This window comes from Flavobacterium enshiense (genome assembly GCF_022836875.1).
GTDB lineage: Bacteria > Bacteroidota > Bacteroidia > Flavobacteriales > Flavobacteriaceae > Flavobacterium > Flavobacterium enshiense_A.
On record NZ_CP090376.1, the window covers coordinates 721,943 to 748,521 of the forward strand.

The 26,579-nt window shown below is 39.3% G+C and carries 22 protein-coding genes; 17 read left to right on the forward strand and 5 right to left on the reverse strand.

Going from position 1 to position 26,579, the window contains the following annotated elements; all coding sequences use genetic code 11:
• Positions 1–10 precede the first annotated feature (10 nt).
• Positions 11–2,188: a ribonuclease R gene (gene rnr / locus LZF87_RS03230; RefSeq protein WP_244341801.1), complete on the reverse strand. Its 2,178-nt coding sequence runs from the start codon at positions 2,186–2,188 to the stop codon at positions 11–13.
• A 110-nt stretch (positions 2,189–2,298) separates the two neighbouring features.
• Here rnr and LZF87_RS03235 point away from each other — a divergent pair, with 110 nt between their 5' ends.
• The 5 genes from LZF87_RS03235 to LZF87_RS03255 all read left to right on the forward strand — a co-directional run bounded on the left by LZF87_RS03235 (position 2,299) and on the right by LZF87_RS03255 (position 8,769).
• Entirely contained in the window at positions 2,299–2,538 is a 240-nt protein-coding gene (locus LZF87_RS03235) for a putative signal transducing protein (RefSeq protein WP_244341802.1), read from the forward strand.
• Between the two features lie 37 nt (positions 2,539–2,575).
• Positions 2,576–3,007 carry a ribose 5-phosphate isomerase B gene (gene rpiB, locus LZF87_RS03240; protein WP_244341803.1) on the forward strand — a complete coding sequence of 144 codons (432 nt, stop codon included), beginning with the start codon at positions 2,576–2,578 and terminating at the stop codon, positions 3,005–3,007.
• 121 nt (positions 3,008–3,128) lie between these two features.
• The gene (locus LZF87_RS03245) at positions 3,129–4,040 is read left to right on the forward strand and encodes a cation diffusion facilitator family transporter (protein ID WP_244341804.1); all 912 of its coding nucleotides are present in this window, start codon (positions 3,129–3,131) and stop codon (positions 4,038–4,040) included.
• A gap of 196 nt (positions 4,041–4,236) precedes the next feature.
• Positions 4,237–7,683: a pyruvate carboxylase gene (locus LZF87_RS03250; RefSeq protein WP_244341805.1), complete on the forward strand. Its 3,447-nt coding sequence runs from the start codon at positions 4,237–4,239 to the stop codon at positions 7,681–7,683.
• A gap of 33 nt (positions 7,684–7,716) precedes the next feature.
• Positions 7,717–8,769, forward strand: coding sequence for a hypothetical protein (locus LZF87_RS03255; protein ID WP_244341806.1), 1,053 nt, complete (start codon positions 7,717–7,719; stop codon positions 8,767–8,769).
• Positions 8,770–8,775: 6 nt separating this feature from the next.
• Here LZF87_RS03255 and LZF87_RS03260 read toward each other — a convergent pair whose 3' ends face one another.
• Both LZF87_RS03260 and LZF87_RS03265 read right to left on the reverse strand, forming a co-directional pair.
• Complete coding sequence (locus LZF87_RS03260) at positions 8,776–9,042, reverse strand: DUF1294 domain-containing protein (protein ID WP_244341807.1); 267 nt, start codon at positions 9,040–9,042, stop codon at positions 8,776–8,778.
• Between the two features lie 128 nt (positions 9,043–9,170).
• Positions 9,171–9,770, reverse strand: coding sequence for a hypothetical protein (locus tag LZF87_RS03265; protein WP_244341808.1), 600 nt, complete (start codon positions 9,768–9,770; stop codon positions 9,171–9,173).
• A 234-nt stretch (positions 9,771–10,004) separates the two neighbouring features.
• On the opposite strand from LZF87_RS03265, the gene LZF87_RS03270 reads away from it, so the two are divergent.
• Positions 10,005–12,128 (forward strand): Tex family protein, encoded by a 2,124-nt coding sequence (locus tag LZF87_RS03270; RefSeq protein ID WP_244341809.1) that lies wholly within the window; start codon positions 10,005–10,007, stop codon positions 12,126–12,128.
• 57 nt (positions 12,129–12,185) lie between these two features.
• Here LZF87_RS03270 and tatA read toward each other — a convergent pair whose 3' ends face one another.
• Positions 12,186–12,371, reverse strand: coding sequence for a twin-arginine translocase TatA/TatE family subunit (gene tatA, locus LZF87_RS03275; RefSeq protein WP_023569666.1), 186 nt, complete (start codon positions 12,369–12,371; stop codon positions 12,186–12,188).
• A gap of 204 nt (positions 12,372–12,575) precedes the next feature.
• On the opposite strand from tatA, the gene LZF87_RS03280 reads away from it, so the two are divergent.
• The 9 genes from LZF87_RS03280 to rfbD all read left to right on the forward strand — a co-directional run bounded on the left by LZF87_RS03280 (position 12,576) and on the right by rfbD (position 20,983).
• Positions 12,576–13,049 carry a peptidase gene (locus tag LZF87_RS03280; protein WP_244341810.1) on the forward strand — a complete coding sequence of 158 codons (474 nt, stop codon included), beginning with the start codon at positions 12,576–12,578 and terminating at the stop codon, positions 13,047–13,049.
• Complete coding sequence (locus LZF87_RS03285) at positions 13,049–13,399, forward strand: SdpI family protein (protein ID WP_244341811.1); 351 nt, start codon at positions 13,049–13,051, stop codon at positions 13,397–13,399. Before LZF87_RS03280 ends, LZF87_RS03285 begins: the two co-directional genes overlap by 1 nt.
• A gap of 3 nt (positions 13,400–13,402) precedes the next feature.
• A complete protein-coding gene (locus LZF87_RS03290; RefSeq protein WP_244341812.1) occupies positions 13,403–14,890 on the forward strand; it encodes a GH3 auxin-responsive promoter family protein in 1,488 nt (495 codons plus the stop codon).
• Between the two features lie 36 nt (positions 14,891–14,926).
• Complete coding sequence (locus LZF87_RS03295; RefSeq protein WP_244341813.1) at positions 14,927–16,615, forward strand: DUF6909 family protein; 1,689 nt, start codon at positions 14,927–14,929, stop codon at positions 16,613–16,615.
• A 9-nt stretch (positions 16,616–16,624) separates the two neighbouring features.
• The gene (locus tag LZF87_RS03300; RefSeq protein ID WP_244341814.1) at positions 16,625–17,608 is read left to right on the forward strand and encodes a hypothetical protein; all 984 of its coding nucleotides are present in this window, start codon (positions 16,625–16,627) and stop codon (positions 17,606–17,608) included.
• Positions 17,608–18,627 (forward strand): dTDP-glucose 4,6-dehydratase, encoded by a 1,020-nt coding sequence (rfbB, locus tag LZF87_RS03305; RefSeq protein WP_244341815.1) that lies wholly within the window; start codon positions 17,608–17,610, stop codon positions 18,625–18,627. Before LZF87_RS03300 ends, rfbB begins: the two co-directional genes overlap by 1 nt.
• A 62-nt stretch (positions 18,628–18,689) precedes the next feature.
• Complete coding sequence (gene rfbA / locus LZF87_RS03310) at positions 18,690–19,553, forward strand: glucose-1-phosphate thymidylyltransferase RfbA (RefSeq protein WP_244341816.1); 864 nt, start codon at positions 18,690–18,692, stop codon at positions 19,551–19,553.
• An 18-nt stretch (positions 19,554–19,571) separates the two neighbouring features.
• A complete protein-coding gene (gene rfbC / locus LZF87_RS03315; RefSeq protein ID WP_244341817.1) occupies positions 19,572–20,123 on the forward strand; it encodes a dTDP-4-dehydrorhamnose 3,5-epimerase in 552 nt (183 codons plus the stop codon).
• Entirely contained in the window at positions 20,117–20,983 is an 867-nt protein-coding gene (gene rfbD / locus LZF87_RS03320) for a dTDP-4-dehydrorhamnose reductase (protein ID WP_244341818.1), read from the forward strand. The genes rfbC and rfbD overlap by 7 nt, the downstream gene beginning before the upstream one ends.
• 188 nt (positions 20,984–21,171) lie before the next feature.
• Here rfbD and LZF87_RS03325 read toward each other — a convergent pair whose 3' ends face one another.
• Complete coding sequence (locus LZF87_RS03325; protein WP_244341819.1) at positions 21,172–24,522, reverse strand: CotH kinase family protein; 3,351 nt, start codon at positions 24,520–24,522, stop codon at positions 21,172–21,174.
• 204 nt (positions 24,523–24,726) lie between these two features.
• Between LZF87_RS03325 and LZF87_RS03330 the strand changes: the two genes are divergently transcribed.
• Positions 24,727–25,278, forward strand: a complete 552-nt coding sequence (locus LZF87_RS03330; RefSeq protein ID WP_244341820.1) for a hypothetical protein — start codon at positions 24,727–24,729, stop codon at positions 25,276–25,278.
• Positions 25,279–25,295: 17 nt separating this feature from the next.
• A complete protein-coding gene (locus tag LZF87_RS03335) occupies positions 25,296–26,579 on the forward strand; it encodes a flippase (RefSeq protein WP_244341821.1) in 1,284 nt (427 codons plus the stop codon).

Here is a 26,579-nt window from a genome sequence, read left to right on the forward strand (position 1 = left end):
AAGTTGAATTTTATTCTTGTTTTCTGATAAAATGGAAATCCAATTGTTTTTTAACTAAATCGGCGTTCTTCACCTTAACGTAAACTTCGTCACCTAATTGTAATATGTTATGGGAAACTTCGCCCACTAAGGCATATTGTTTTTCATCAAACGTGTAATAGTCGTCTCGGATTTCACGGATGCGCACCATTCCCTCACATTTGTTTTCAATGATTTCCACGTAAATTCCCCATTCGGTCACTCCGGAAATTACCCCTAAAAATTCCTGATCCTGATGATCCTGCATGTATTTTACCTGCATGTACTTCACGGAATCGCGTTCGGCATTGGCCGCCATACTTTCCATCTGGGAGGAATGCATACATTTTTCTTCGTAATCTTCTTCGCTAACACTTTTTCCACCATCGAGATAATGCTGTAACAAACGGTGAGCCATCACATCGGGATAACGTCGGATCGGAGAGGTAAAATGCGAATAGTAATCGAATGCCAATCCGTAATGGCCTATGTTATCAGTTGAATATACCGCTTTGCTCATGCTTCGGATGGCCAAGGTATCGACTAAATTCTGCTCTTTTTTACCGTTAACGTCTTCTAACAACGTGTTCAATGATTTGGAAATACTGTCGCGCGATTTGAAGTTTAGGCTATAGCCGAATTTCGAAATCACGGTTTGCAGGTTGATCAGTTTGTCTTCGTTCGGTTCGTCGTGAATACGGTAGACGAAAGTTTTCTTTTGTTTTCCGATGAACTCCGCCACTTTTCGGTTGGCAAGAAGCATGAATTCTTCAATCAAATGGTTGGCGTCTTTTGCTACCTTGAAATATACTCCTACAGGTTCATCGTTTTCATCCAGTTTGAATTTTACTTCCACTTTATCGAAAGAGATAGCGCCGGCAGCCATACGTTTTCTACGCATGATTTTAGCCAGTTCGTCCATTTTTAAAGTGGCTTCCACAATTTCTTTTGGAACCTGATATTTGGCACCTGTTAAAGAGAGTTCCTCAGGAATAATATCACCTTTGGTTTCGATGATGTGCTGGGCTTCTTCGTATGCAAAACGCTGGTCGGAATAAGTTACCGTTCTTCCAAACCACTGGTTGATCAATTCGGCTTTATCATTCAGTTCAAAAACCGCGGAAAAGGTATATTTTTCTTCATTAGGGCGAAGCGAACAGGCAAAATTACTCAGTACTTCCGGTAACATCGGAACCACACGGTCTACCAGATAAACGGAGGTAGCACGTTTATAGGCTTCCTCTTCTAAAATAGTTCCTTCCTGCACATAATGCGACACGTCAGCGATATGCACCCCGATTTCGTAATTACCATTTTCCAACACTTTAAAAGAAAGTGCATCGTCAAAATCTTTAGCGTCTTTAGGGTCAATGGTGAATGTTAAGGTGTCGCGCATGTCACGGCGTTTGGCAATTTCTTCTGCCGTTATGGAAGTATCCAGTTTTTTGGCATAGGCTTCCACCTCAATAGGGAAGTCATACGGCAATCCGTATTCCGCCAGAATCGCATGAATTTCGGTATCATGTTCGCCCGGTTTACCCAATACTTTGATGACTTCTCCGAAAGGGCTGTCGGCTTTCTTCGGCCAGTCCTGCATCTTCACCAAAACCACATCACCATTTTCGGCTGCTCCAATTCTATCTTTCGGGATGAAAATGTCAGTGTACATTTTAGCATTGGCCGTTGTAAGGAAGGCAAAATTTTTCTGTATGTCGATTACGCCTACAAATTCGGTTTTGGCACGCTCGAGGACTTCAAGCACTTCGGCTTCCGGTCTTCGGGAACTTCTTCGGTTATACACATAAGCCCTTACCTTGTCGCCATCCAGCGCGTGGTTGAGGTTCTGAAACGGAATGAATACATCGTGCTCCAGATCCGGGGAAACCAGATAACCGGTTTTTCGGCTGGTCATGTCGACGGTTCCTTCGTAGTATTCGGTTTTGGAGATGATTTTGTATTTGCCTCGTTCAACTTCCTGAATTTTTTCCTTGGAAGCCAGATGGCCTAGTTCTTTGATGATCTCGTTGCGGCTTTTGGTGTCGTCGACATCCAGTGCGGCCGCTATTTGTTTGTAGTTGAACGTTTTATTTGGGTCTTGGGCTAAAATTTTAAAAATCTTTGCGGAAAAATCTTTTTGTTTTTTTCCGGCTTTGTGAAACTTCTTACTCATTTTTCATTTCTTATTATTGTTGAAAATTACGAATAACAAATAACAAATCAGAATTTACGCATCAGATTTATACTAAAAATAACTTTTGTATCTTTAGAAAAAGAATTTTTATGACCGAATTCATCACCATAGCCGTTTTTGATTATCCGCACGAAATTACCGTGCTGAAGCATCTTTTGGATCAAACAGAAATCCAGTATTTCTTTGAGAATGAAACAATGACAGCTATTGCGCCTATGTATTCGCAGGCGTTGGGAGGCATTCGGCTGAAGGTGCATCCGGATGATGTGGAAACTGTACGGGAAATTTTAAAAAAATTAAAGGACGATTCGCATTTGAGAATCGTTTGATTTACCTTTGTATAAAATAACTGCAAACACAACAACAATGAAAATCTCCATCGGAAACGACCACGCCGGACCAGATTACAAAAAAGCAATTGTTCAACATTTGGAAGCACAAGGACATACCGTGATCAATCACGGAACCGACTCTACAGACAGTGTGGATTATCCTGATTTCGGTCACGCAGTAGCTACAGATGTACAAAACGGGACGGCCGATTTCGGTATTGTCATCTGCGGAAGCGGAAACGGAATAGCCATTTCAGCCAATAAACACCAGAGCGTTCGCGCTGCTTTGTGCTGGATGAATGAAATTGCGGCATTGGCCCGTCAGCACAACGATGCTAACGTTATAAGTATTCCGGCACGTTATACCAATATAAAACAGGCCGTGGAAATGGTAGATACGTTTTTAAACACCGATTTTGAAGGTGGAAGACACGCTACCAGAGTAAATAAAATTGCCTGTCAGTAAAGAATTTTAGACATCTTAGATTTTTACAAGGTTAGAAAGGTTTGAAGTTTTATTTCGTTTAAAAATTAATTTTCTATCAATCTGAGAAGTCTAACTTTCTAACAATCTAAGAAGTCTAGATATGGAACACCATCACGACCACAGCATTCACAAACACCACGTGGAAGGAAAAAACCTGGTGTATTCCATTTTGCTGAATGTGATCATTGTGGTGGCCCAGGTGATAGGAGGCATCATTTCCGGAAGTTTGGCTTTGATTTCTGATGCGCTGCACAATTTCAGCGACGTACTTTCTTTGTTGTTTAGTCTTGTGGCACATAAATTGTCTCGTCATAAAGCTTCCATGCATCAGACGTTCGGACTGAAAAGAGCTGAATTGATTGCCGCTTTTGTAAATGCCTTTACCTTGGTAATTGTCGCTTTTTACCTGATTTATGAAGCTATTGACCGTTTTTTTCATCCAAAGGAAATCGGTACCGAGATAGTGATTTGGCTTGCATTGTTAGGAATCGTTGCTAATGGCTTTTCGGTTTTACTGCTTAAGAAAGATGCCGATCACAACCTGAACATGAAATCGGCCTACCTGCATTTATTCAGTGATATGCTGGCTTCGGTGGCCGTTTTGATTGGCGGATTGCTGATGAAATACTATCAGATTTATTGGATCGACAGTGTACTGACTTTGGTCATCGCCATTTACTTAATCATTGTTGGTGCCGATTTACTTAAAAAATCCACCAAAATGCTGATGCTTTTCACACCCGAAAATATAGACATCAATGAAATCATTGCTGAAGTACATAAGATCAAGGGTGTCCGCAACATGCATCATATCCATGTTTGGCATCTAAACGAAGAAGAATTACACCTCGAAGCTCATATAGAATGTACGGAGGATATCAAAATGAGTGAATTCAACCTGATATTGGAAAAGGCGGAAGAAGTCCTTCAGGAAAAATTCGGTATCAATCACATTACTATCCAACCGGAATTCCACAGAGAAGATGATAAGGATTTTATTGTTCAGGATTAATAAAAATCACTTTCGAATAATTTGCAATAATTTACAATAATTTACAATAATTTACAATAATTTGTGTTTGCTGTTTTTTCACTTAAAATGGAAAAAAATGCAGTTCACAGACTATATGCTTTTTATTCATTATTACTCTTTAAATTTAAGGGAATAAGAAGGAAGCAAGTCGGTATTAACAAAAAGCATTACTATTATGGGCGATAATTTTACTATTAAAAAGATACTTGTGGCTAACCGAGGCGAAATTGCTATACGTGTTTTTAGGGCAGCAACCGAATTAAAAATAGCAACCGTTGCCATTTTTACACATGAGGACCGGTATTCACTGCATCGTTTTAAAGCCGACCAGAGTTTTCAGATTGGCGACGAATCGGAACCGCTGAAACCCTATCTGGATATTGAAGCAATTATAAAAGTAGCTAAAGACAACCAGGTGGATGCCATTCATCCCGGCTACGGATTTTTGTCTGAAAATGTGGATTTTGTAAGAAGATGCGAAGAGGAAGGCATCATTTTTATTGGCCCGAAGGCGGAAGCCATGATGCAGTTGGGAGACAAAGTAGCGGCCAAAAAAGTAGCTAAAGAAATAGGTGTTCCGGTAATTACCGATTCTAAAAAAGACTTGAACACCGAAGAAGACGTATTATCCGAGGCGGAAATAATAGGCTATCCCGTAATGTTAAAAGCAGCAGCAGGAGGCGGTGGAAGAGGAATGCGCGTGGTTCGCAATGCGGAAGACATGAGCACGGCTTTTAATAATGCAAAAGGAGAAGCGTTGAAAGCGTTTGGTGATGATACCGTATTTCTGGAAAAATTCATCGATAACCCAAAACATGTTGAGGTACAAATTCTAGGGGATAATTTCGGGAATATTGTACATTTATATGAACGTGACTGTTCCGTGCAACGCCGTTTTCAGAAGGTCATCGAGATTGCGCCTTCGGTTTTGCGTCCGGAAACCAAGTATAAATTATTCGACTATGCCGTTAAGATTGCTAAGTATGTGAACTACAGCAATGCCGGAACGGTTGAATTTTTAGTCGACCAAGACGAAAATATCTTTTTTATCGAAGTCAATCCGCGTATCCAGGTGGAACATACTATTACGGAAGAAATTACGGGGATTGACATTGTCCGTTCGCAAATTATCATCGCTTCCGGATATCCGCTCACACACCGTCAGATTTTTATCCATCGTCAGGAAGACATTCAGTGCAATGGCTGGGCCATTCAATGCCGAATTACCACGGAAGACACCGAGCTCGACTTCAAACCCGATTACGGAACCATCATCGCTTACCGAAATGCCGGAGGTTATGGTATTCGTTTGGATGAAGGGAATTGCTATACGGGTGTAACGGTTTCTCCTTTTTTTGATTCCATGCTGGTGAAAGTTTCCTCCAGTGGCCGTACTTTAAAAGGTGCTTCCGACCGTTTACGAAGAACGTTGGAAGAGTTCAGAATACGTGGCGTGAAAACCAACATGCCTTTTCTTATCAATGTATTGTCAAATGAGGTTTTCCGCGAAGGAAGGGCTACTGTGAATTTCATTCAGGAAAACCCTCAACTTATGATTCCCGACCCGGAATATTTCAATGACAGAGGCACCAAAATGCTGAAATACCTTGCCGAACTGAAAGTAAACGGTCATCCGGACGTTAAGCGTTTTGATTCCGAAAAGGTTTTCAGGACACCTATAGTTCCGGAAGTCAGCCGAAACGATTTTCCAAAAGGAACCAAGGATCTGCTTACTGAAATGGGAAGGGAGGCTTTCATCGACTATATTAAAAATGAAAAGAAAATTTTCTATACCGATACTACGTTACGTGATGCGCATCAGTCACTTTTTGCCACCCGTTTGCGTAATTACGACATCCTGAAAATCACAGAAGGCATTGCAAAAGACCTTCCTGAGATATTTTCATTGGAGGTATGGGGAGGCGCGACCTTTGATGTAACTATGCGTTTTCTGCACGAAGACCCTTGGGAACGCTTGCGCATGATTAGAAAATCGGTTCCGAATATTTTACTTCAGATGCTCTTCCGGGGCAGTAATGCGGTTGGTTATGCAGCTTATCCAGACAATGTGCTGGAACAATTTATCATTAAAAGTGCTGAAAACGGAATCGATATTTTCCGAATTTTTGATTCGCTGAATTGGGTTGAAGGGATGGCCCACAGTATAGAAATCGTCAGAGAAAAAACCAATGCCATTGCCGAGGCCTGCATCTGTTATACCGGGGATATTCTTAATCCGGACAGGCAGAAATTCAACCTTCAGTATTATGTCGATTTAGCAAAACAACTTGAAGCGGCGGGAGCCCACATGTTGGCGATTAAAGACATGGCGGGCTTGCTCAAACCGTATGCCGCCGAAGTATTGATCAAGGAACTTAAAAAACACATTTCCATCCCGATTCATCTGCATACACATGACACGTCTTCGGTACAGTCCACAACCTACATAAAAGCGATTGAAGCCGGCGTTGACGTGGTGGATTGTGCCCTCGCATCGATGAGCGGCTTAACCTCGCAGCCGAATTTCAATTCGCTGGTAGCAGTGATGCATGGTGCTGAAAGGGAAAATCCGATATCACTCAAAAAATTGAATGAATATTCCAATTATTTTGAAGCTGTACGCGAATACTATTATCCTTTTGAAAGCGAACTTAAAGCCGGAACTGCCGAGGTGTATGATCATGAAATTCCGGGCGGACAGTATTCCAATTTATTGCCGCAGGCCCGATCATTGGGATTAGAAGACAAATTTGAAACCATCAAGCAGAATTATGTGGTGGTTAACGAATTGTTCGGCGATATCGTTAAAGTAACCCCGTCTTCAAAAGTGGTAGGGGATATGGCGCTTTTCATGACTTCGAATAACCTGACCGCAGCCGATGTATTGGAAAGAGGAGATACGCTGGCTTTTCCCGAATCAGTGAAACAACTTTTTAGAGGCGATTTGGGTCAGCCTTACGGTGGATTTCCAAAAGCCCTTCAGAGCATAATCCTGAAAAAGGAAATTCCGTACACCGAAAGACCTAATGCACATATTAAACCTATTGATTTCGATTTGGAACTGAAATTGTTTCATCAGAAATTCGATGATAAACTCACCATGGAGGATTTATTGTCCTATATCATGTTCCCGAAAGTTTTTGAAGATTTTTACAAATTCAGAAAGTATTTTGGTAAGGTTGAAAAACTTCCGACACCTTATTTTTATTATCCGTTGAAAACCAATGAAGAGCTGATTGTCAACCTTGATTTGGGAAAAAACATGTTGATCAATTTCCGCTACATGAGTGAACCTAATGAAGATGGTATCCGTGAAGTTTATTTTCGGATCAATGGACAGACCCGAAACATTGTAATAAAAGACAATTCGGTTAAGTCAACCAAACCAACCAATGAAAAAGTTTCAGGATCCGATGACATTGGTTCGCCTTTGCAAGGCCGACTCATTAAGATTTTGGTGGACGAGAATCAGGAAGTTGAAAAAGACCATCCGCTTTTTGTGATTGAAGCCATGAAAATGGAAACCACCATTTGTGCTCCTAAAAAAGGGAAAGTAGCTAAAATTATATTGAAGCAAAATGCCATGATTGAGCAGGATGACTGTGTGATGAAGATTCAGTAATTTTTGGAAGACAGTAAGTGTAAAATCAGAATCATGAGCAGCAGTGGTCCGTTATTAAAAAAGCAGTACTATCCAATAAGCGCACCACTTTACGCCTATCTGGAGAAATACAGACGGGTGGCAAAAACGAATGTTTTTTATGATGATTTATTGCGCTTTCAAGGAAGTGTTGTAGTGTATGACTCCAACAAAGAAGACACACTTTGGGTTCGGGTGTTCTACAATGAACTGGAAAAAAAGGAAATTGATTTAAGTCTTAAGAAAATCTATACCCTGCTGCATTCCGACGGAGACGAGCGGAATATTATTAATCTGACGGTCGATTATATCGATTTTTGCACTTTCGGAAATTCCAAACCGTTTCGCGTGAAGATCCGGAACCTCCTGAACGATAATTATACGCATTTTTATGTAAAAATCGCCGATGCCTCCCGAATTTTCGGATTGGAGTTGGAACACATCATGTCCCCGAACAGTATCAATTTTCTGGTTCATAAAGAAACCCTGATTGAAGAACATATCGTGGGAATTCCGGGGGATGTCTTTTTAAAGCATCACCTGGATAAGTGTACCGAAAACGAAAAGGCACAAATAGCAAAGGAATTCGTAAAATTCAATGAGCGCTGTATGATAGGTCTTTTGGGCGACATGCGCTCGTATAATTTTGTTGTCATTCCCATTTACGATTACGACCATATTGTGTACAAGATTAGGGCGATTGATTTTGATCAGCAATGTTATGAAGGTAATTTCAAATTGTATAAGCCGCATCTTTTCAAGGAGAATTTTCGTTTTACCCAATTGGTGAAAGAGAAACTTATGAAAAATTCCATTGAACAGTATCAGAACGAAGAACGTTCTATTTTGGTTAGAAGAATTGCCGGTTTCGAGGAACGTTTGAGTGAATTATTGCAGGCAATGAAAGCAAGTGAATTGTCTCCTTCTATTAATTTTGAACGTCTGAGACGGGAAACCTACGAAGTGACTTTTGATAAGAATTTCAAGAACGCGAACTCTATGAGTGACATCGTCGAAGCGGCACTCAATTTCATCAAGCGTAATTATCATACACATGGCGGCGATTAATAACTTCTAGATTTTAGTCAATAGGTAGTAAACAAGTATAGCCTGAAAAATGAGGATAGTGAAAAACTTCCACAAAAATGACAGTTTTGAAATCTTATGCCGAAAAAGCACCATTCCAGACAGAGCACCAATGCTTCCTCCTATGAAGGTAAAGACCAGCAAGAATCTTTCGGGAATTCTGGACTTCTGGTTTATCGCTAACCATTTGTCAATTCCATACAGTAAAAAAGCGAATCCGTTAATTGCCAATAAATAAATGAAAACAGGAGGCATTTGTTATGACTTTGAGGCAAAGATACTTTTATCGGTCAAATGAAAAGCATAAATTAAAAAGCCTTCCCTTTAGAGGAAGGCTTAATTGTACCTAAAAGTTCTATAATCTTTTTTAGAAGTACTTTCGACTAATTTTCGAAATCAAGGTTTGCGGGTTCATTGATCACTTTCAATTTTTCCGGTTTTTTACCAGTTATAGGTGTCGAAGGATCAACAACTTCGAAAGACAAATTATCAAACCACATTTGTCCGGTTCCTCTTAAATACGCACCATACGATATTTTTGAAGCGTGTGAAGGAACGTCTAAAACAAGGTCATATTTTTTCCAATCACTGGTACCGCCAACGGCACGATTGCGCATGTTGTCAAAAGAAATAAAGTTTTGCGAATTGGCCTGTTCAATTTTAAACCAGAAGCCAGCCCTTCCTTCCACTTCGTTTGTTTTAATGTAACCCGATAAACGAACTCGTTGTCCCGTAAATTTATCCGGCTTAAAACTTTGCATAAGCGTACCATAACCGTCAATTGTCTTGTCTATGGATTTGATGGTGGCCGCATTCTTTCCGTCCATCCCGGATCCTTTATCGATTCCCATGTCATAACTCTCCGCTTTAGTTCCGGTTTTGTACCAGCCGACAGGAATCTCAAAAGAACCAAGAGCCTCAAAAGAAAGTAGTATTCCTATTAGTCCCAATAATGGAAAAATTTTAAGAGTAGTTGTTTTCATTTCATGGAGTTTTAATTAATATTTACATTTTTATAGGTAGTAAGAACACAGTATTAATCATTGTAAATCAGATACTTATAAAATTACGAAAAAGGTAGGAGTTTACATTGATAAACCAACCGAATATCGGCAACAGGCAAAAGTTTCGGATAATCTGTATAAAAAGATAAAGTGAGGGGAATGGGGAAGATTTAGACCAAAGATGTTATTTTAGCACTCTTATTTCAAAATACAATGACACCAACAGAATACATCCTGAAGTTTGTTCCGACGGCTTCCAAAAACATAGAAGCTACCCTTCAATTATTGGCTGAAGATTGTACCATTCCGTTTATTGCCCGATACCGAAAAGATAAAACCGGAAACCTTGATGAGGTTCAGATTGAAAGCATCGCTAAGTACAGTAAGCAGTTTGCCGAAATCGTAAAACGTAAGGATAGCATTTTAAAATCGATTGAAGAACAAAATGCGCTTTCACCGGAATTGAAGCAGAAAATCGAAAACAGCTTCGACATGCAGGAACTGGAAGATTTCTACTTGCCTTATAAAAAGAAAAAGAAAACCAAAGCCGATACCGCCCGTGAAAACGGATTGGAACCGCTGGCAAAAATCATCATGGCACAAAACAGTGATGATGTTGAATATATCGCTTCCAAGTATCTGAATGATAAAGTGGCCAATGAAGACGAAGCTTTACAAGGCGCTCGCGATATCATTGCCGAATGGATCAATGAAAATATCTTCATCCGTAAAAACCTGCGTCGAATGTTTCAACGCAAAGCCACTATCAGTACAAAAGTGGTAAAAGCTAAGAAAGAAGAGGAAGGCGCCAAAAAATTCGAACAGTATTTCGACTGGAGCGAACCGGTTACCAAAGCGCCTGCACACCGATTGCTGGCCATGCTACGTGCTGAAAATGAAGGTTTCATCAAACTTTCCGTGGACGTAGAAAAAGAAGAAGCTATTGGTTTTATCGAAGACAATATTATCAAAAACAATAATGACTCGATAGGTCAGCTTAAACTGGCCATCAAGGACAGTTACAAACGCTTGCTGGAACCTGCGATTTCAAACGAAACATTACAAGAAGCCAAAGCCAAAGCCGATGTGAATTCCATCCAGGTTTTTGCGGCGAATCTTAGTCAGCTTCTGTTGGCATCACCTCTTGGTGAAAAGCGAATTTTGGCAATCGACCCGGGATTCCGAACGGGTTGTAAAGTGGTTTGTCTGGATGAAAAAGGCGATTTATTATACAACGAAACCATTTTCCCGCACGCACCCCAGAATGAAACGGCAATGGCAATGAAGAAAATCCGTTCGATGGTGAATGCTTATAACGTTGAAGCTATCTCTATCGGAAACGGAACGGCCTCCCGTGAAACGGAATTTTTCATCAAGAAAATTGCCTTTGATAAACCCGTTCAGGTATTCGTGGTTTCCGAAGCAGGAGCGTCCGTATATTCTGCTTCTAAAATTGCAAGAGAGGAATTCCCGAATTACGATGTGACGGTTCGTGGGGCTGTTTCCATCGGAAGACGTTTGTCGGATCCTTTGGCCGAACTGGTTAAAATCGATCCGAAATCTATCGGCGTAGGCCAATACCAACATGATGTGGATCAGACGAAATTAAAAGAAGAATTGGATACCACCGTAATCCGTTGTGTGAACTCGGTTGGAATCAATATTAACACGGCCAGTAAGTCGTTGCTAAGTTATGTGTCGGGAATAGGGGAAAAGATGGCCGAGAATATCGTAACCTACCGAAGTGAAAACGGTCCGTTCGAAGACCGCAAGCAACTAAAAAAAGTGCCACGTTTGGGTGAAAAAGCCTTTCAGCAGGCGGCGGCGTTCATCCGAATCAAAGAAGGGAAAAACCCATTGGACAATTCGGCGGTACACCCGGAAGCTTATGGCATCGTAGAAAAAATGGCTAAAGATTTAGGGGTGAAAGTTGGTGAACTGATCGCGAACAAAGAAAAAATCGGACAGATAAAACCGGAAAATTATATCACCAACGATATTGGAATCCTCGGGTTAAAAGATATTTTGAAGGAATTGGAAAAACCGGGACTGGATCCGAGAAAAGCAGCTAAGGTTTTTGAATTCGACCCGAATGTGAAATCGATCAAGGATTTGCGTACCGGAATGGTATTGCCGGGCATCGTGAATAACATTACCAATTTTGGTTGTTTTGTGGATTTAGGTATTAAGGAAAGCGGATTGGTACACATTTCCCAACTCAAGGAAGGCTTTGTTTCCGACGTGAATGAAGTGGTGAAACTGCACCAGCACGTTCAGGTGAAAGTAACCGAAGTGGATGAAGACCGAAAGCGCATTCAGCTTACAATGATACTATAAAGAAAGAATCCCAAATGCCATAATGGTATTTGGGATTTTTATTTGATATAGAAAAAACTATTGTTTGTTTTCTTCGTCTTCTTTTTTAGCAGCGGGAGCCTGATCTTCTCCTTTGGATGCTTTTTTAAATTCGTTGATTCCGCTTCCTAAACCTTTCATCAATTCCGGAATTTTTTTACCTCCAAAAAGCAAAACAATCACTACAACGATTAAGATTATTTCGGTTGCTCCTAATTTTCCCATGACTTACTATTTTATTTTGAATATTTTAGTTACTTAATTTCGGACAAAGGTAGCCATAAAATCGATTTTGCAAACACTCAGCCCCTTGTTTTTGAATAAACTACCTGAAATTTAGGTTTTCTTTAACCAAATAGCGAAAAGGGTTAAGTAAACTTAGGTTAATCCAAAGTGATATTTTTATATTTGTGAATCAAACCACTATGCATGTCCGGAAAAAGACTGAAACGACAACTAATCCGAAAAAAACTCTTTAGTAAAAACCGTCTGGTGATACTGAACGAAGACACCTTCGCAGAAATTTTTTCGTTACGGTTAACCCTGATGAATGTCTTTATTGTGGCAACAGTGGGTGCTTTGCTGATTATTTTTGTGACTACGTATATTATTGCTTTTACGCCGCTTCGCGAATACATACCCGGTTATGCCTCAACAGAACTGAAACGTCAGGCAATCGAGCTGGCCATAAAATCCGATTCGCTTGAAAAAGCTATGAAGCGTAATAATTTGTATGTGGAATCGATTAAAAAAGTACTCAATGGCGATTTGGAATATGCCAAACTCAACATCGATTCCATTATAGTTGCTGAAGAGATTGATTCGGAAACCCTTGTGATGGAACCTTCCAAATCCGAAATGGAATTGCGCAAGGAAGTCGAATCCAAAAACAAAAAGAACTAATGGAGTGGACAACCAATTTATTGCAAATGCCTCTGTTGTGCGGCATTATTTTTATGATAGCCGGGTTGGTATTGTATGTTTTTCCGCCAAAAAAAATAAATTCAATTTACGGTTATAGGACGTCAGGCTCTATGAAATCGATCGAACGATGGCATTTTGCCCAACGTTTTTCAGCTTTAAAAATGATGCAGGGAAGTGTTTTTTTACTGCTTTCCTCTTTTTTGGGATTGCTTTTAAAACTGGATGGGAAAGCAGCGCTGATACCGGGAATATTGTTTCCGTTACTCGTGGTGTTTTTTATTCTTTTTACAACTGAAAGCGCCCTTAAAAATAAATTCCCAAATACTTAATCAATGTCATTAAAAGCTTTCATTGCCAAACAGTTTGCGGCAGTCATTCATCATAAAACCCAAAAATGGGCCAGCAACCCGGTGGCAACGCAGCAGCGTGTTTTCGAATGTTTGATAGCCGAAGCGAAAAACACTCGGTTTGGGAAAGACCATCATTTTGTTCACATAAAAACCTTTGCGGATTTTGCTCAAAAAGTGCCCGTTCGCGATTATGAAGCGTTGCGGCCTTATGTTGATCGTGTAGTAAAAGGCGAAGAGAACATTCTCTGGAAAGGCAAACCAATTTACTTCGCCAAGACTTCCGGAACGACTTCGGGAGCCAAATACATTCCGCTTACCAAGGAGTCGATGCCATTTCATATCGAAGCAGCCCGAAATGCGATTTTGAGTTACATACACGAAACCGGAAATGCTGATTTTGTCGATGGAAAAATGATTTTCCTTCAGGGAAGTCCAATTCTGGAAGAGAAAAACGGAATTAAACTAGGCCGTCTCTCGGGAATAGTAGCGCATTACGTTCCGAAGTATCTGCAGAAAAACCGCATGCCCAGCTGGGAAACCAATTGCATAGAGGATTGGGAGACAAAAGTCGATGCCATAGTGGAAGAAACTTTCCATGAAAACATGGCAGTTATCTCCGGAATTCCATCATGGGTGCAGATGTATTTCGAGAAATTGAAGGCCAGAGCTAACAAGCCGGTCGGGGAACTGTTCAAAAACTTCAATCTGTTTATTTATGGCGGAGTGAATTATGAACCGTACCGCGCCAAATTTGAAAGTCTTATCGGAAGGAAAGTTGACTCCATCGAATTGTTTCCGGCCTCCGAAGGTTTTTTTGCCTATCAGGATTCCCAAAAGGAAAAAGGCATGTTGTTGTTGTTGAATTCCGGAATTTTCTATGAATTCATCAAATCCGAAGAGTTTTTTACCGAAAACCCGAAACGCTACACCATCGGCGAAGTGGAATTGGGGATTAATTATGTATTGATTTTATCAAGCAACGCCGGACTTTGGGCCTATAATATTGGAGACACCATTCAGTTCACCAGTTTAAAACCGTACCGTATTATCGTTTCCGGTCGCATTAAGCATTATATTTCCGCTTTCGGCGAACACGTTATCGGAAAAGAGGTGGAAGCGGCTTTGCAGCAGGCGATGGAAGGAACCGAAGTACACATAAACGAATTTACCGTGGCGCCGCAGGTTAGCCCTACAGATGGCTTGCCATATCACGAGTGGTTCATTGAATTTGAAAATGAACCTGATAATCATGATGAATTCGCCTTACGCATAGATCAGGCTATGAGAAAACAAAATGTATATTACGATGACCTGATTGCAGGCCATGTTTTACGCACCCTGGTAATCACGAAAGTTCCTAAGAACGGATTTCAGGAGTACATGAAATCCATCGGCAAACTGGGCGGGCAAAATAAACTGCCGAGATTGTGCAATGACAGAAAAATCGTCGACGAACTCACAAAAAAATAAAAAACTATATTTGTGGGTTAGAAACAGAAAAAGTTCATGAGAGAATTAAAGAACATTTCGCGCTCTCGGGCGCAAGAGTCGTCGGCAGCTATTGAACGACTGTACATTACCATGCGTCATTTGTTTAACCGGGGTTTTTATAAACCAATGGGGGTTTCGGGCGAGACCTTACGTGAAGCATTATTATCGTTACGCCCTGAAATTTATGGTTCCATAGCCGATGAGAAAGTAGAATTAAACGGATTGTTGTATGTTATAGAACGACTTCCAGTGGGCATTGAAGAGTGCCGCTACATCAACCTAACTTCTGATGAAGGCTATTCGAAATCGCATTTTCAGCCTATCGTTCCTCCAAAAAGAAAAAGAAACTGTTATCGCATTGACGACGAACAGATGAATATCGAAATTACAAGAGGACGTTCGGACATCTATGACATTTTAACGCATTTGACGTTCATCTTTATCGAATCGCACAAAATCAAAGACCGTGTGATGATTGATGAAGAGGGAAGATTAACCCGTGATTGGGAAAAACTGGAACAGGTTGTTCTTCAGAATAAAAAATTAACCCTGGTGGATAGGGAACAAGCTATTTCTCATGCTTCCAATGTTTTGGGAAGAACCTTCGCCGAGGTAATGGACATCTATGAAGGCTTTGGCAGCAAAGAAAAACCGGATCGTTTTTTACATGTGATTTACTGGTTAGGGAAATTAGCCATTGAAGAAGTCACGGATAACAACAGACGCACAATTACCTTCAGTCCGATTTTAAGAGAACGTTTGGGACATCATATTTATGGTGAAATCTGGGCCAATAACATCAAAGAAGTTTTAGAGAAAAATGATTTATTGGTTAGGCCGATTCACATTATCAGTGCGAACATGCACAGTGTGATGAATTCGATTTTTGCCGAACCGGTCTTGGGAAGCAAATACAATGGAGGCGATGATTTTCAGATTTTCGGAGATTTGAGCAAATCGGGAAATGATACCCTACGCAAGAAAGTGGAAGAATTTGCGTTACAACACGGAATGATTTCCCTGCCGGATACCTCAGGAACCAATATCGACGTTCAGATTTTTGATACGGCAAAATTCAACCTAAAGAAATCAGGCTTTCCAAAGGCAATGTTAGGGAAAGAACAACCCGTGCTGATCGTGATGGATTATGCCTTCGGTGAGCAGGCTTATGAGACGATTGACGAGTTATTGAAACCTTATAAAACGCCTAGCGGGAAGATATTCCTAAATGTAGAATCGGTTTCCATAATGGGGAAAGCCGGAATCCTTCAGGGAGGAAAAGGCGATATCATGATTCCGAATGCTCACGTGAATGAGGGAACAGCGGATAATTATCCTTTTGAAAATAAACTGACGACAGAAATGTTTCAAGGAAACGGCATTCCTGTTTTTACCGGACCAATGGTTACCGTTTTGGGGACCTCGCTCCAGAATAAAGATTTATTGCAGTTTTTTCATGACTCGACCTGGGGAGCCATTGGACTTGAAATGGAAGGGGCTTATTACCAGAAAGCTGTACAGTCGGCATCTAAAATACGCAAGAGCATCAATCCGAATGTGAAAGTACGTTATGCTTACTATGCTTCGGATAACCCTTTGGAAACGGGAAGCACACTGGCATCAGGAGGATTGGGGACGACAGGAGTAAAGCCTACCTATCTGATTACTATTAAGATATTAGAACAAATTTTTAACATACAATAATTCATTTTTATGAGCGATAGCCCTCAGATCAGTTCAAATGATCAGGAAATAGATTTAGGCCAACTTTCAAAAAAGATAGGTGAAATGGCACAGTCATTTATCGACTGGCTGTTTGACGGAATTTTATTCATTCGAAGAAACATTATACTTATCGGAATTTTATTTGTTATTGGTGCCGGCCTGGGTTTTTATCTGGACAAGAATATCAAAGTATATGATCATGAAGTGATTGTGAAACCAAATTTCGGAAGTACGGATTACCTGTATTCTAAGATCAACCTTATATCAGCTAAAATTAAAGAAGGGGATACTGTTTTTTTAAAACAAATCGGAATTGTAAACCCAAAGAAATTTTCAAAAATAGAAATCGAACCTATTACGGATATCTATCGTTTTATCAGCGGAAATGAGCAAAATTTTGAATTATTGAAATTAATGGCGGAAGACGGTGATTTTAAGAAAATAGTTGAAGACAATATAACCAGTAAGAATTATACCTATCATACCATTTCGTATACAACAAATGAGGTTACCTCAGAGAAAATGACGCTGACACCTTTACTGGACTATCTGAATGAAAGTGAATTTTATCGAAAGATACAGAAGGAACATCTCAACAATTTAGCTGTTAAAGTTAAGGAGAATGACAGCATTATTTCACAAATTAATGGGGTAATGAATCAATTTTCAAATGCAGTCGGCAGTAATCAGAAAAGCGATAAATTGGTGTATTACAATGAAAATACACAGTTGAACGATGTTCTTAAAACAAAAGAAATATTAATCAACGAACAGGGAGATAAACGATTGGAACTGATTACTTCCGACAAAATTATCAAAGAGATCAGTCATATTTTAAACATAAGGAATAACAAAGCCACAAGAGGTAAAATGAAATTGATGTTACCGGTTTTATTCATAGGACTTTTCGCTCTGTTTGGAATGATAAGGGATTTTTACAGAAAACAACTGGCAAAGCGAAATTTGATATAATGAAACATATTTTAGTAACGGGAGGCGCCGGATTTATAGGTGCTAATTTTGTCCCTCATTTTATAGAAAATAATCCGGAGTATCATTTGGTAAATCTGGATTTGTTAACATATGCCGGAGACCTGGCCAATGTGAAGGAGGTGGAAAACCATTCTCGCTACACCTTTGTTCAAGGAGACATCTGTGATCGTTTTTTTATTGAAGAATTGTTCCGCAATTTTGATTTTAAAGATGTCATCCATTTTGCTGCCGAAAGCCATGTGGACAACTCGATTTCCGGACCCGAAGCGTTTATCAAAACCAATGTATTGGGAACGTTTAACCTTTTGGATACTGCCAGAAAACACTGGATGATAGGACCAAACCAATACAAACCGGGTTACGAAAATTGCCGCTTTCACCATGTTTCCACCGATGAGGTTTACGGAACTTTAGGAGAAACAGGTTTATTCGAAGAGACTACACCTTATGCACCCAATAGTCCCTATTCTGCATCGAAAGCTGGCTCTGACATGATTGTGAGAAGCTATTTCCATACCTATGGAATGAATGTGGTAACTACGAACTGCTCTAACAATTATGGTCCGAAGCAGCACAATGAAAAACTGATTCCGACAATTATCCGTAAAGCGTTGACAGGAGAAAATATACCAATCTATGGAGACGGTAAAAATGTGCGCGACTGGCTGTATGTGCTGGATCACTGCAAAGGAATCGAATTGGCGTTTCACAACGGAAAAGCTGGTGAAACCTATAATATTGGCGGAAGAAACGAACGTAACAACCTGTATATTGCTAACACTATCTGTGAGTTGTTAAACGAGTTGAAACCAAAATCGGAAGGGAAATATCAGGATCAGATCACTTTCGTGAAAGATCGCCCAGGTCACGATCTGCGCTATGCTATTGATGCGACAAAAATCGAAACCGAATTGGGCTGGAAAGCCGACGAAAATTTTGAAACCGGAATCCGAAAAACAATTGCCTGGTACTTAGAAAGCTTAAATGTTAAAGTATAAGGATTCTTATGAAAGCAGCCCACAACTTTAAACTTTTAAGACTTTAAATTTTTAAACTGAAAATGAAAGGAATTATATTAGCTGGAGGTTCAGGAACACGTTTGCACCCGTTAACATTAGCGGTTAGCAAGCAACTGATGCCTATTTATGATAAACCAATGATTTACTACCCATTATCAACTTTAATGTGGGCAGGAATACGTGAAATACTAATCATTTCAACTCCGCACGATTTGCCTTTGTTTCGGCAGTTATTGGGAGACGGAAGTTCTTTAGGCTGCCGATTTGAATATGCCGTACAAGAACAGCCTAACGGGTTGGCTGAGGCATTTATCATCGGGAAAGAATTTGTAGGAAATGATAAAGTAGCTTTAATTCTGGGTGATAATATTTTCTACGGAACCGGTTTGGCGGAATTGCTTCAGGCAAATAACAACCCGGATGGCGGAATTATTTATGCCTATCATGTTCACGATCCGGAGCGTTACGGAGTAGTTGATTTTGATACCAATGGCAAGGTGCTTTCCATAGAGGAAAAACCGCTTCAGCCAAAATCCCATTATGCAGTACCTGGAATTTATTTCTACGATAACGATGTGTTGGAAATTGCAGCGAATATAAGACCGAGTCATCGAGGCGAATTGGAAATCACCGATGTAAATAAAGAATATCTTGATAGAGGGAAACTTCAGGTGAGCATTCTCGATCGAGGAACCGCTTGGCTGGATACTGGTACCTTCCAGTCGTTAATGCAGGCGGGACAGTTTGTGCAGGTAATCGAGGAACGTCAGGGATTAAAAATTGGTGCCATTGAAGAAGCGGCTTATAAAATGGGGTTTATCGATGCAACCCAGTTAAAGGAGTTGGCTGAACCCTTATTGAAAAGTGGTTACGGAAAACATTTAGTGAGTTTACTTTCAAATTAATCTGAGGAATTTTAAAAAATGAATGTCATACCGACAAAATTATCCGGTTGTTTTATTCTGGAGCCAAAAGTAATTAATGATTCCCGTGGTTATTTCATGGAAAGTTTCAATGAACATACCTTTCAAGAGGAAACGGGACAACATGTGCATTTTGTCCAGGATAACCAATCGTACTCCACTAAAGGAGTGCTTCGCGGATTGCATTATCAGTGTGGCGTACATGCGCAGGCAAAATTGGTACGCGTACTGCAGGGTGAAGTTTTGGATGTAGCTGTAGATATTCGTCCAGGGTCTGAAACGTTTGGACAGTATGTATCGGAAATTTTATCAGCTGAAAATCAAAGACAACTTTTTATACCAAGAGGATTTGCTCATGGTTTTGTCGTATTGAGTGAAACGGCTACTTTTTTCTATAAATGTGATAACTTCTACAGTAAGGAATCTGAAGGAGGAATTCAATACAGCGACCCTGCTTTGGGTATTGACTGGGGTTTACCGTTGAGCGAATTGCTGATTTCGGAAAAAGATATGATTTTGCCGACTTTTGAAAATGCCAGAAAAGTATGGTAGTTTTAGTGACGGGAGCTAACGGACAACTAGGGCAAGCGTTGCAATACATAGCAGGTAATTATCCTGCCATCGATTTTGTTTTTTGTTCCTCTTCCGAACTGGATATTACCAGCTCAGCCAGTTGCGAATCGGTTTTTGAAAAATATCAGCCGAAGTTCTGCATTAATGCTGGGGCATACACTGCGGTCGACAAAGCCGAAGCAGAACATGATAAGGCATATGCCGTTAATGTTTTGGGGGCCAAAAATATTGCCGAATGCTGTAAAAAGTACCAGACCGTTTTACTCCATATTTCTACCGATTTTGTTTTCGACGGAGAAATAACAACACCTTATTCGGAAGATGATATTCCAAACCCAACAGGTGTTTATGGTCAGACCAAATTAGAAGGTGAGAAGATAATTCAAACGATTTTGCAACACTTTTTTATCATTCGTACTTCCTGGGTGTATTCGCAATTCGGAAATAATTTTATGAAAACCATGTTGCGATTGGCCTCAGATAGGGATACGCTTTCGGTAGTGAATGATCAAATCGGAACCCCAACCAATGCCGTCGATTTAGCGGAAGCACTTGTCGGAATGATAATATTCTGTGATGCCAAACCTGTCGGAAGAGTTCTGTACGGGATTTATAATTTCAGTAATGAAGGACAATGCAGCTGGTTTGATTTCGCCAAAAAAATCTTTGAAGTCAATAAGGTTGCAATTAACCTAAACCCGATTTCGACTTCGAATTATCCAACACCTGCCAAAAGGCCGAAGTACAGTGTTTTAGACAAGACCAAGATTAAAAATACTTTTGGCCTGGATATAAAAAGATGGGAAGAGGCATTAGACCCTTTCCCATCTGCTGAGTGATTGTCGGTTATTGTTTGGCAATTTTTTTACGATAGAGATTTCACATAGAGTTGGCCCATGACCACAATCAGTTGATTATAGTCAACACGATGCGGTTAAAAACGATAAATTACACCTCTTTAGAATGTTTTTTTCAAAGTAAAAGGAGGTGTTTTTTACCTCCCTTTGTAATGAAAGAGTGATCCTTATTACCGTTTAAGTATTTTTTTTGTCTCCGATTTGCCGTCTCCTTCCAGTTGTAATAAGTATAAACCTGCCGTTAAATGACTCAGATTAATTTCATTATTTTCGAGTTGACCTTCCTGAATCATTTTTCCGTCGATGCCAAAAAGTTTGTAGCTGAGATTGCTAAGACGATGCGAAATATGAACAATATCTGTGACAGGGTTAGGATACACAATAAAATTAGAAACTGTATTTTCCTCGTTACTTAATGTTTGTGCCACACCTTCTAAACTGATATTGTTGAACGTGACTTCTTTTCCGGCATCTTCTGTCATATTGGGTCCGGTAAAACGCAGGCGAATTTTAAAATTCGGATTATTGTTTATCGTCGGTATCAGTGAAAAATCCGCCACAATACGTTGGTAGGACGTTGTGATCGGGAAAGCCGAAGGTGTCAGCCCTGCAGTTGTCCATACAGGAGTACCAGTATTTGTTGAATACTCTAGTTTAATACCGGTGGCGGCGCCTCCATCTACAAACGCAAAGGCAAACTTAATGTTTTTATATCCTACTGTGGAAAGATTAAATATCATGGTGTTTTGCAATCCGCCGCTTTGAAAAGGCTGTTTTATCTGAAGTCCTCGCATGTTGGAATTGATGTAAGCAGTGTTTTGGTTCACTTCCGGATAATAGTTTAGCGGTGTCGGGTTGTTTCGTCGTTCCATAGATGCTTTGCGCCAATTTGAACTTGCATTGGTAAAAGGATATCCGACTAAGCACGATTGGAACTGTATTGAGCCATCTGCGGGAATGTCAAAAGTCGATGCAAGTGAGGTCAGCGGGGTGTCGTTAGGTATATCGGTATCCATTACCCAGAAGTAAAATATTTCAGGGGCATTGTTATTCGTATCAGGAATGAAATGAGCCGTCAGCGAAATATTCGAAGTCGGTGTAATGGTTATTTCGGCCGTTGTGCTGCTGTTAGCACCGCTCCAATGGCTAAACACATATCCCGACATTGGAATTGCTTTTAACTTTATAGGGATGTTGTGAAAATAAATACCGTTCCAAGGATACGGATTGGCAGGTACTCCCGGAGTAGAGGAAAGAATATCAATCGTATTTATTTTGATATAACCTTGTGCTGTACCTTCTACATCTAAGGATACATTTATATTACTGCTGATTCCGAATTTTTGACGGATATGTTGTCTTTGATTGGCGGGACGGGTGTTGGCAAAATTGTGGATACTGGTCACAACGTCCAGCCAAGTGGTATATTGGACGGATTTCCATCGGTCATAATGTTCCTGCATTTCAGGCTGAATTTTGTTTTTCATAGCTGTGGAAACCTCTATGACCCTACTTGGAAGAAAATAGGTATTCATCAAATCGGCAAATCGGTTGATGAAATCATTTTTGAAAGTAGGATTATCTAATAAACTTCGTAAAACTAAAGTAGATTTTGGCAGATTAGGGTATGAGGTGCTGTTAGGCGCCGTAGCCTGCGCTAAATTATCGTGAAGGCTGTTGCCTTTTGCATAACCAAAGGAGTCGTCATTGTCTCTTAAGGCGGCCCGCCATCGTCCGTCCAGTCCATATAGCGCATTAGGGTTGTATGCCGTTCTTTTTCTCCAATAGAGCACGTTCCAGCTCGGCCAGTCATTATTGTCATAGTAAATGTTTGCAATATAGTAATCCTTCATATTATCGACATCCATCTGTGTTTTTATGTACTCATAATTTCCCGATATTGCCAGGCTGTTGTTGGTTAAGAAGGAAGTCATACTGTTATAGTGGTCCTTGTCGCCCACGGTTGCCGTCATATCATCTTCGAGTAAGTCTAATTCTGTTTCCTCGATGCCACACAGGTTTTCGAAGTAATATTTATCTATGCGTTCTCTAAGGTTTAAAATACCCCAATATTCGCCGTTAACAAAGGCAATCATGGGCTGATAAGCCATACTTTCTATTCCGGTTCCTTTCATTAATTCATCGGCAAGCGCATCCCTGTACATGGCACTTTCAAAATCACTGCCCCCGTTTCGTAAAATCAGTCGGTTAAAAACAGTTTGTTCTTCATCGTCAAAAAACCTGTAATTCATAGTTTTCTTTCCATAATCGTTATCTGCTATCAATCGAAACGATTTGCTTTGGTACGCTCGTGAATTACCGCCGTTAATTCGGACGCCGATATCTTGATTAAAAAACTCAGAACCGTTTTTAAAGAAGCTTATGTGAGCGGACCGTTCGGAAGGGTCATCTTGAATTGAGTAATTGCCTTCACTGTTCCAACTAAAGGCATCCACTCCTAGATTATTATTTCGCCATGTGTCAAAGGTTTTTCCCGCCACAAAAATACCGTCGGTATAATCAAAAAGTTTACTCTCGGTTATACTTAAAGATGCTACCGGCAATGAAAATTCACTGGCTCCGTTTGGAGTGATAAAATAGGTTGTGGTAGCTATTTTACTGGGAAGGAAACCGCTTTTGTAGGCCTTGGCCCGTACAACAGTCCCTTTGAAAATAGGAGCCGTAGGAATATAAAATGGAACGTTATGAAAGGTGGAAGGCATATTAGCCAAGTCGTTGGCCTGCGGTGAGCGGTCAACTATTTGTATAGGGCTGGAATAAGTAAAGGAACGATAGCTGTTTGGCACTAAAGAACCATCCTGATTTCCTACCATTTCTCTGTATTTGTTTTTATAGGAATAAGTTTTACCTCCAAGGTTGTCGGGATCGGGATCGGAACCGTCAAGAGTATAGATAATGGTAACTCCCGGCGGTAAGTTGATAAAGCTAAGATTAAATCCAGCGGGGTGAAATCCACCAGCTTTTGAAAATTCGGGTGGTTCCAAAATTCCGGAATATCCCCCCGTAGTTGGATTAGGCTGTCGGGGTGTGGGTGTGTCAAAATAAAAATAACTTCCTGTTCCGTTGGGGGATTTTCCATAGGAAATATTTTCTGGCAGTTTTATGGCCTGAAAGGTGGACAGATTTAAGGTAGACTGATTGGTAAGGTATAGAGTTTCACCAGGATCGGCATCAATTTTAAAATTGGTATGCAACTGACCTGGTACGATTCTCTTGTTTTTATCGGAACACCACACCAACAAGTATTGCCCTGGATTTATGGTAATGGCAGGAAAGGACCATTTGTGTCTTAAGGCTGCATCATCGGAAAGTCCGAAGCCGTTTAGATTTACAGCAGTGGTACCATAATTATATATTTCTATCCAGTCCTCATAATCCCCGTCTTCATCCTGATTTACAGACGTATTGGAAGCCAGTACTTCGTTTATGGTAATGCTTTGTGCAAAAGCTATATTGGAAAAAAGAAATGTGGCGACCAGTAATGTAAATATCGATTTCATAACGCAACATGTTGATTATTAAACGTATAAATTTATTTAATAAAAACATGATGGTTTCATTTTTCCGGTTAAGGTGCGATATAAACGATGAATGGAAATGAGGGTAAATGAATGTAAGTTTTTATACAGCTTTAAAGTTTTCCTATATGCTTATTTAAATCAATAAAAATTATATTTTTGTGCAAAAATTAATAAAAAGCAAAAATGAAAAAGATATTCTTATTATTGGTTGTTTCAGTATTAAGCTTTTCTTGCGGTAAAAAAGAAGCTAATGAACAAAAAGAGGTTCAAGAAGAACAAGAAGTAGTTGTTAATCCTAATACTTTTAAAGTGGAGGTTGAGGGAATTTTTAAAAAAGATGATGAATTAATTTTGTTCTGGAAAGATCCTTCAATTTCTTATTTTGATGATAAACACACTATTTATCAAGGAATTAAAGGGAGTGATTCTCCTCAGAAAATAGTTTTTGAATTTAATGAAGGAGAAATCCCGAATGATATAAGATTTGACGTGAGTTCCAAAAAAGAACAGAATGAGATAATGTTGAATTATATTAAGTTAGAACAACAAGATCGTTCATTTGTCATTGGAAAAGATAAAATTTCACATTATTTCAGAACAAATGAGTTTGCTCAGCTAGATTCTCTTTCTGGTAAAATTGTTACCAAGGAAATCAATCAGGCTTACGATCCAATTTTATTTACAAATCCTCAAATTTATCCAGAAATGGAGAGAGTCTTGAAGACTCAGTTCTAAGATTGGAAGTTCAATAGATGAACGGAAGAGAAGACTTAAAGAACAAAATTAACTTTTGGGCGAGAAAAGATTTTATTAGAAATTTTTTCTCGCTTACTGTTTTTCAGGTAATTGAACTTATTATTCCGTTACTGACAATCCCTGTTATTATTGATAGAGTAGGCCCCCAAAAATTCGGATTGTTGAGTTTTGCTTTAGTTTTTGCTGTTTTTTTTCAATTGATTATCAACTTTGGTTTTAATACAATATCGGTAAGAGAAATTTCTATTTATAAAGATGATTTTTTAAAACTTAAAAAAATACATAACGATACAATCAATTCAAAATTCATTTTATCATTAATTTGTTTTATAGTCTTTTCCTTAATTGTTTATAGTTTTGAAAAGTTCAACACGACCCCCGAAATATATCTTTTTACACTGTTGTCTCTGGTAGGGCAATCTTTAATTCCGATTTGGTTTTTTCAAGGGCTTCAAGAGTCAAAATTCTTAACCATTTCAAGCGCTATCGGAAAATCGTTTTATTTGGTTGCAGTTTTATTTTTTTTAAAAGACGAGAATGATTACGTACTTGTACCAATATATAATTTTATTGCATATTTTATTACCTTTATTATAGCCTCGGTAATTATATACAAGAAGTACGATGTCAAATATGAATTTACGTCATTTTCGGCTTTTAAGAGTCATTTAAGAATGGGAAAATACATGTTTCTGTCTGAGGTTAAACTTTTTTTTATATCTTATTTCAATATATTTATTTTAGGAATTTTATCTGGGAATACTGCAGTTGCTTATTTTGTTGGTGCAGAAAAAATTTTGCGTGCCGTCAGCAATATTTTTGTTCCCGTTCAAAATAGTTTGTTTCCGGTGTTGGCGATTAAATTAAATACAAATATCGGGGAAGGTATAGCTTTAATCAAAAAAATTGTTTTAGCATCTTTTATTATAATTTCCATTTTGTCTGTATTATTACTTCTATCGTCAGAATATATAGTTGACATTATTTTAGGAAGCAAAATGAAAAATAGTGTTATTGTTTTCAAAATATTGGCATTTATTCCACTTTTGTCTTTTTTTGATTCTTTTTTTGGAAAACAGGTTTTGTTAAATTTGAGAAAAGAAAAAGAATTTTTTAGAGTAGTTTTGTTTGCTGCATTGATTAATATTCCACTGATTTATATTCTATCATTAAAATACAGTTATATAGGGGCTTCAATTTCGCAGATGATTTCTCAAGTAATTTTATTAGTAGGAATGGGGTATTACTCTTATCAAGCATTAAAGAACAAAAACATTTGA

Bases quoted from the DNA above. Each gene is read 5' to 3' on its own strand.
- rfbC (WP_244341817.1), top strand. From the start codon at position 19,572: ATGAATGTCATACCGACAAAATTATCCGGTTGTTTTATTCTGGAGCCA.
- LZF87_RS03300 (WP_244341814.1), top strand. From the start codon at position 16,625: ATGAGCGATAGCCCTCAGATCAGTTCAAATGATCAGGAAATAGATTTA.
- LZF87_RS03245 (WP_244341804.1), top strand. From the start codon at position 3,129: ATGGAACACCATCACGACCACAGCATTCACAAACACCACGTGGAAGGA.
- LZF87_RS03265 (WP_244341808.1), bottom strand. From the start codon at position 9,770: ATGAAAACAACTACTCTTAAAATTTTTCCATTATTGGGACTAATAGGA.
- LZF87_RS03330 (WP_244341820.1), top strand. From the start codon at position 24,727: ATGAAAAAGATATTCTTATTATTGGTTGTTTCAGTATTAAGCTTTTCT.
- LZF87_RS03255 (WP_244341806.1), top strand. From the start codon at position 7,717: ATGAGCAGCAGTGGTCCGTTATTAAAAAAGCAGTACTATCCAATAAGC.
- LZF87_RS03295 (WP_244341813.1), top strand. From the start codon at position 14,927: ATGAGAGAATTAAAGAACATTTCGCGCTCTCGGGCGCAAGAGTCGTCG.
- LZF87_RS03280 (WP_244341810.1), top strand. From the start codon at position 12,576: ATGTCCGGAAAAAGACTGAAACGACAACTAATCCGAAAAAAACTCTTT.
- rnr (WP_244341801.1), bottom strand. From the start codon at position 2,188: ATGAGTAAGAAGTTTCACAAAGCCGGAAAAAAACAAAAAGATTTTTCC.
- rfbA (WP_244341816.1), top strand. From the start codon at position 18,690: ATGAAAGGAATTATATTAGCTGGAGGTTCAGGAACACGTTTGCACCCG.
- LZF87_RS03250 (WP_244341805.1), top strand. From the start codon at position 4,237: ATGGGCGATAATTTTACTATTAAAAAGATACTTGTGGCTAACCGAGGC.
- rpiB (WP_244341803.1), top strand. From the start codon at position 2,576: ATGAAAATCTCCATCGGAAACGACCACGCCGGACCAGATTACAAAAAA.
- LZF87_RS03270 (WP_244341809.1), top strand. From the start codon at position 10,005: ATGACACCAACAGAATACATCCTGAAGTTTGTTCCGACGGCTTCCAAA.
- LZF87_RS03260 (WP_244341807.1), bottom strand. From the start codon at position 9,042: ATGCCTCCTGTTTTCATTTATTTATTGGCAATTAACGGATTCGCTTTT.
- LZF87_RS03335 (WP_244341821.1), top strand. From the start codon at position 25,296: ATGAACGGAAGAGAAGACTTAAAGAACAAAATTAACTTTTGGGCGAGA.
- LZF87_RS03325 (WP_244341819.1), bottom strand. From the start codon at position 24,522: ATGAAATCGATATTTACATTACTGGTCGCCACATTTCTTTTTTCCAAT.
- rfbD (WP_244341818.1), top strand. From the start codon at position 20,117: ATGGTAGTTTTAGTGACGGGAGCTAACGGACAACTAGGGCAAGCGTTG.
- LZF87_RS03285 (WP_244341811.1), top strand. From the start codon at position 13,049: ATGGAGTGGACAACCAATTTATTGCAAATGCCTCTGTTGTGCGGCATT.
- rfbB (WP_244341815.1), top strand. From the start codon at position 17,608: ATGAAACATATTTTAGTAACGGGAGGCGCCGGATTTATAGGTGCTAAT.
- LZF87_RS03235 (WP_244341802.1), top strand. From the start codon at position 2,299: ATGACCGAATTCATCACCATAGCCGTTTTTGATTATCCGCACGAAATT.
- tatA (WP_023569666.1), bottom strand. From the start codon at position 12,371: ATGGGAAAATTAGGAGCAACCGAAATAATCTTAATCGTTGTAGTGATT.
- LZF87_RS03290 (WP_244341812.1), top strand. From the start codon at position 13,403: ATGTCATTAAAAGCTTTCATTGCCAAACAGTTTGCGGCAGTCATTCAT.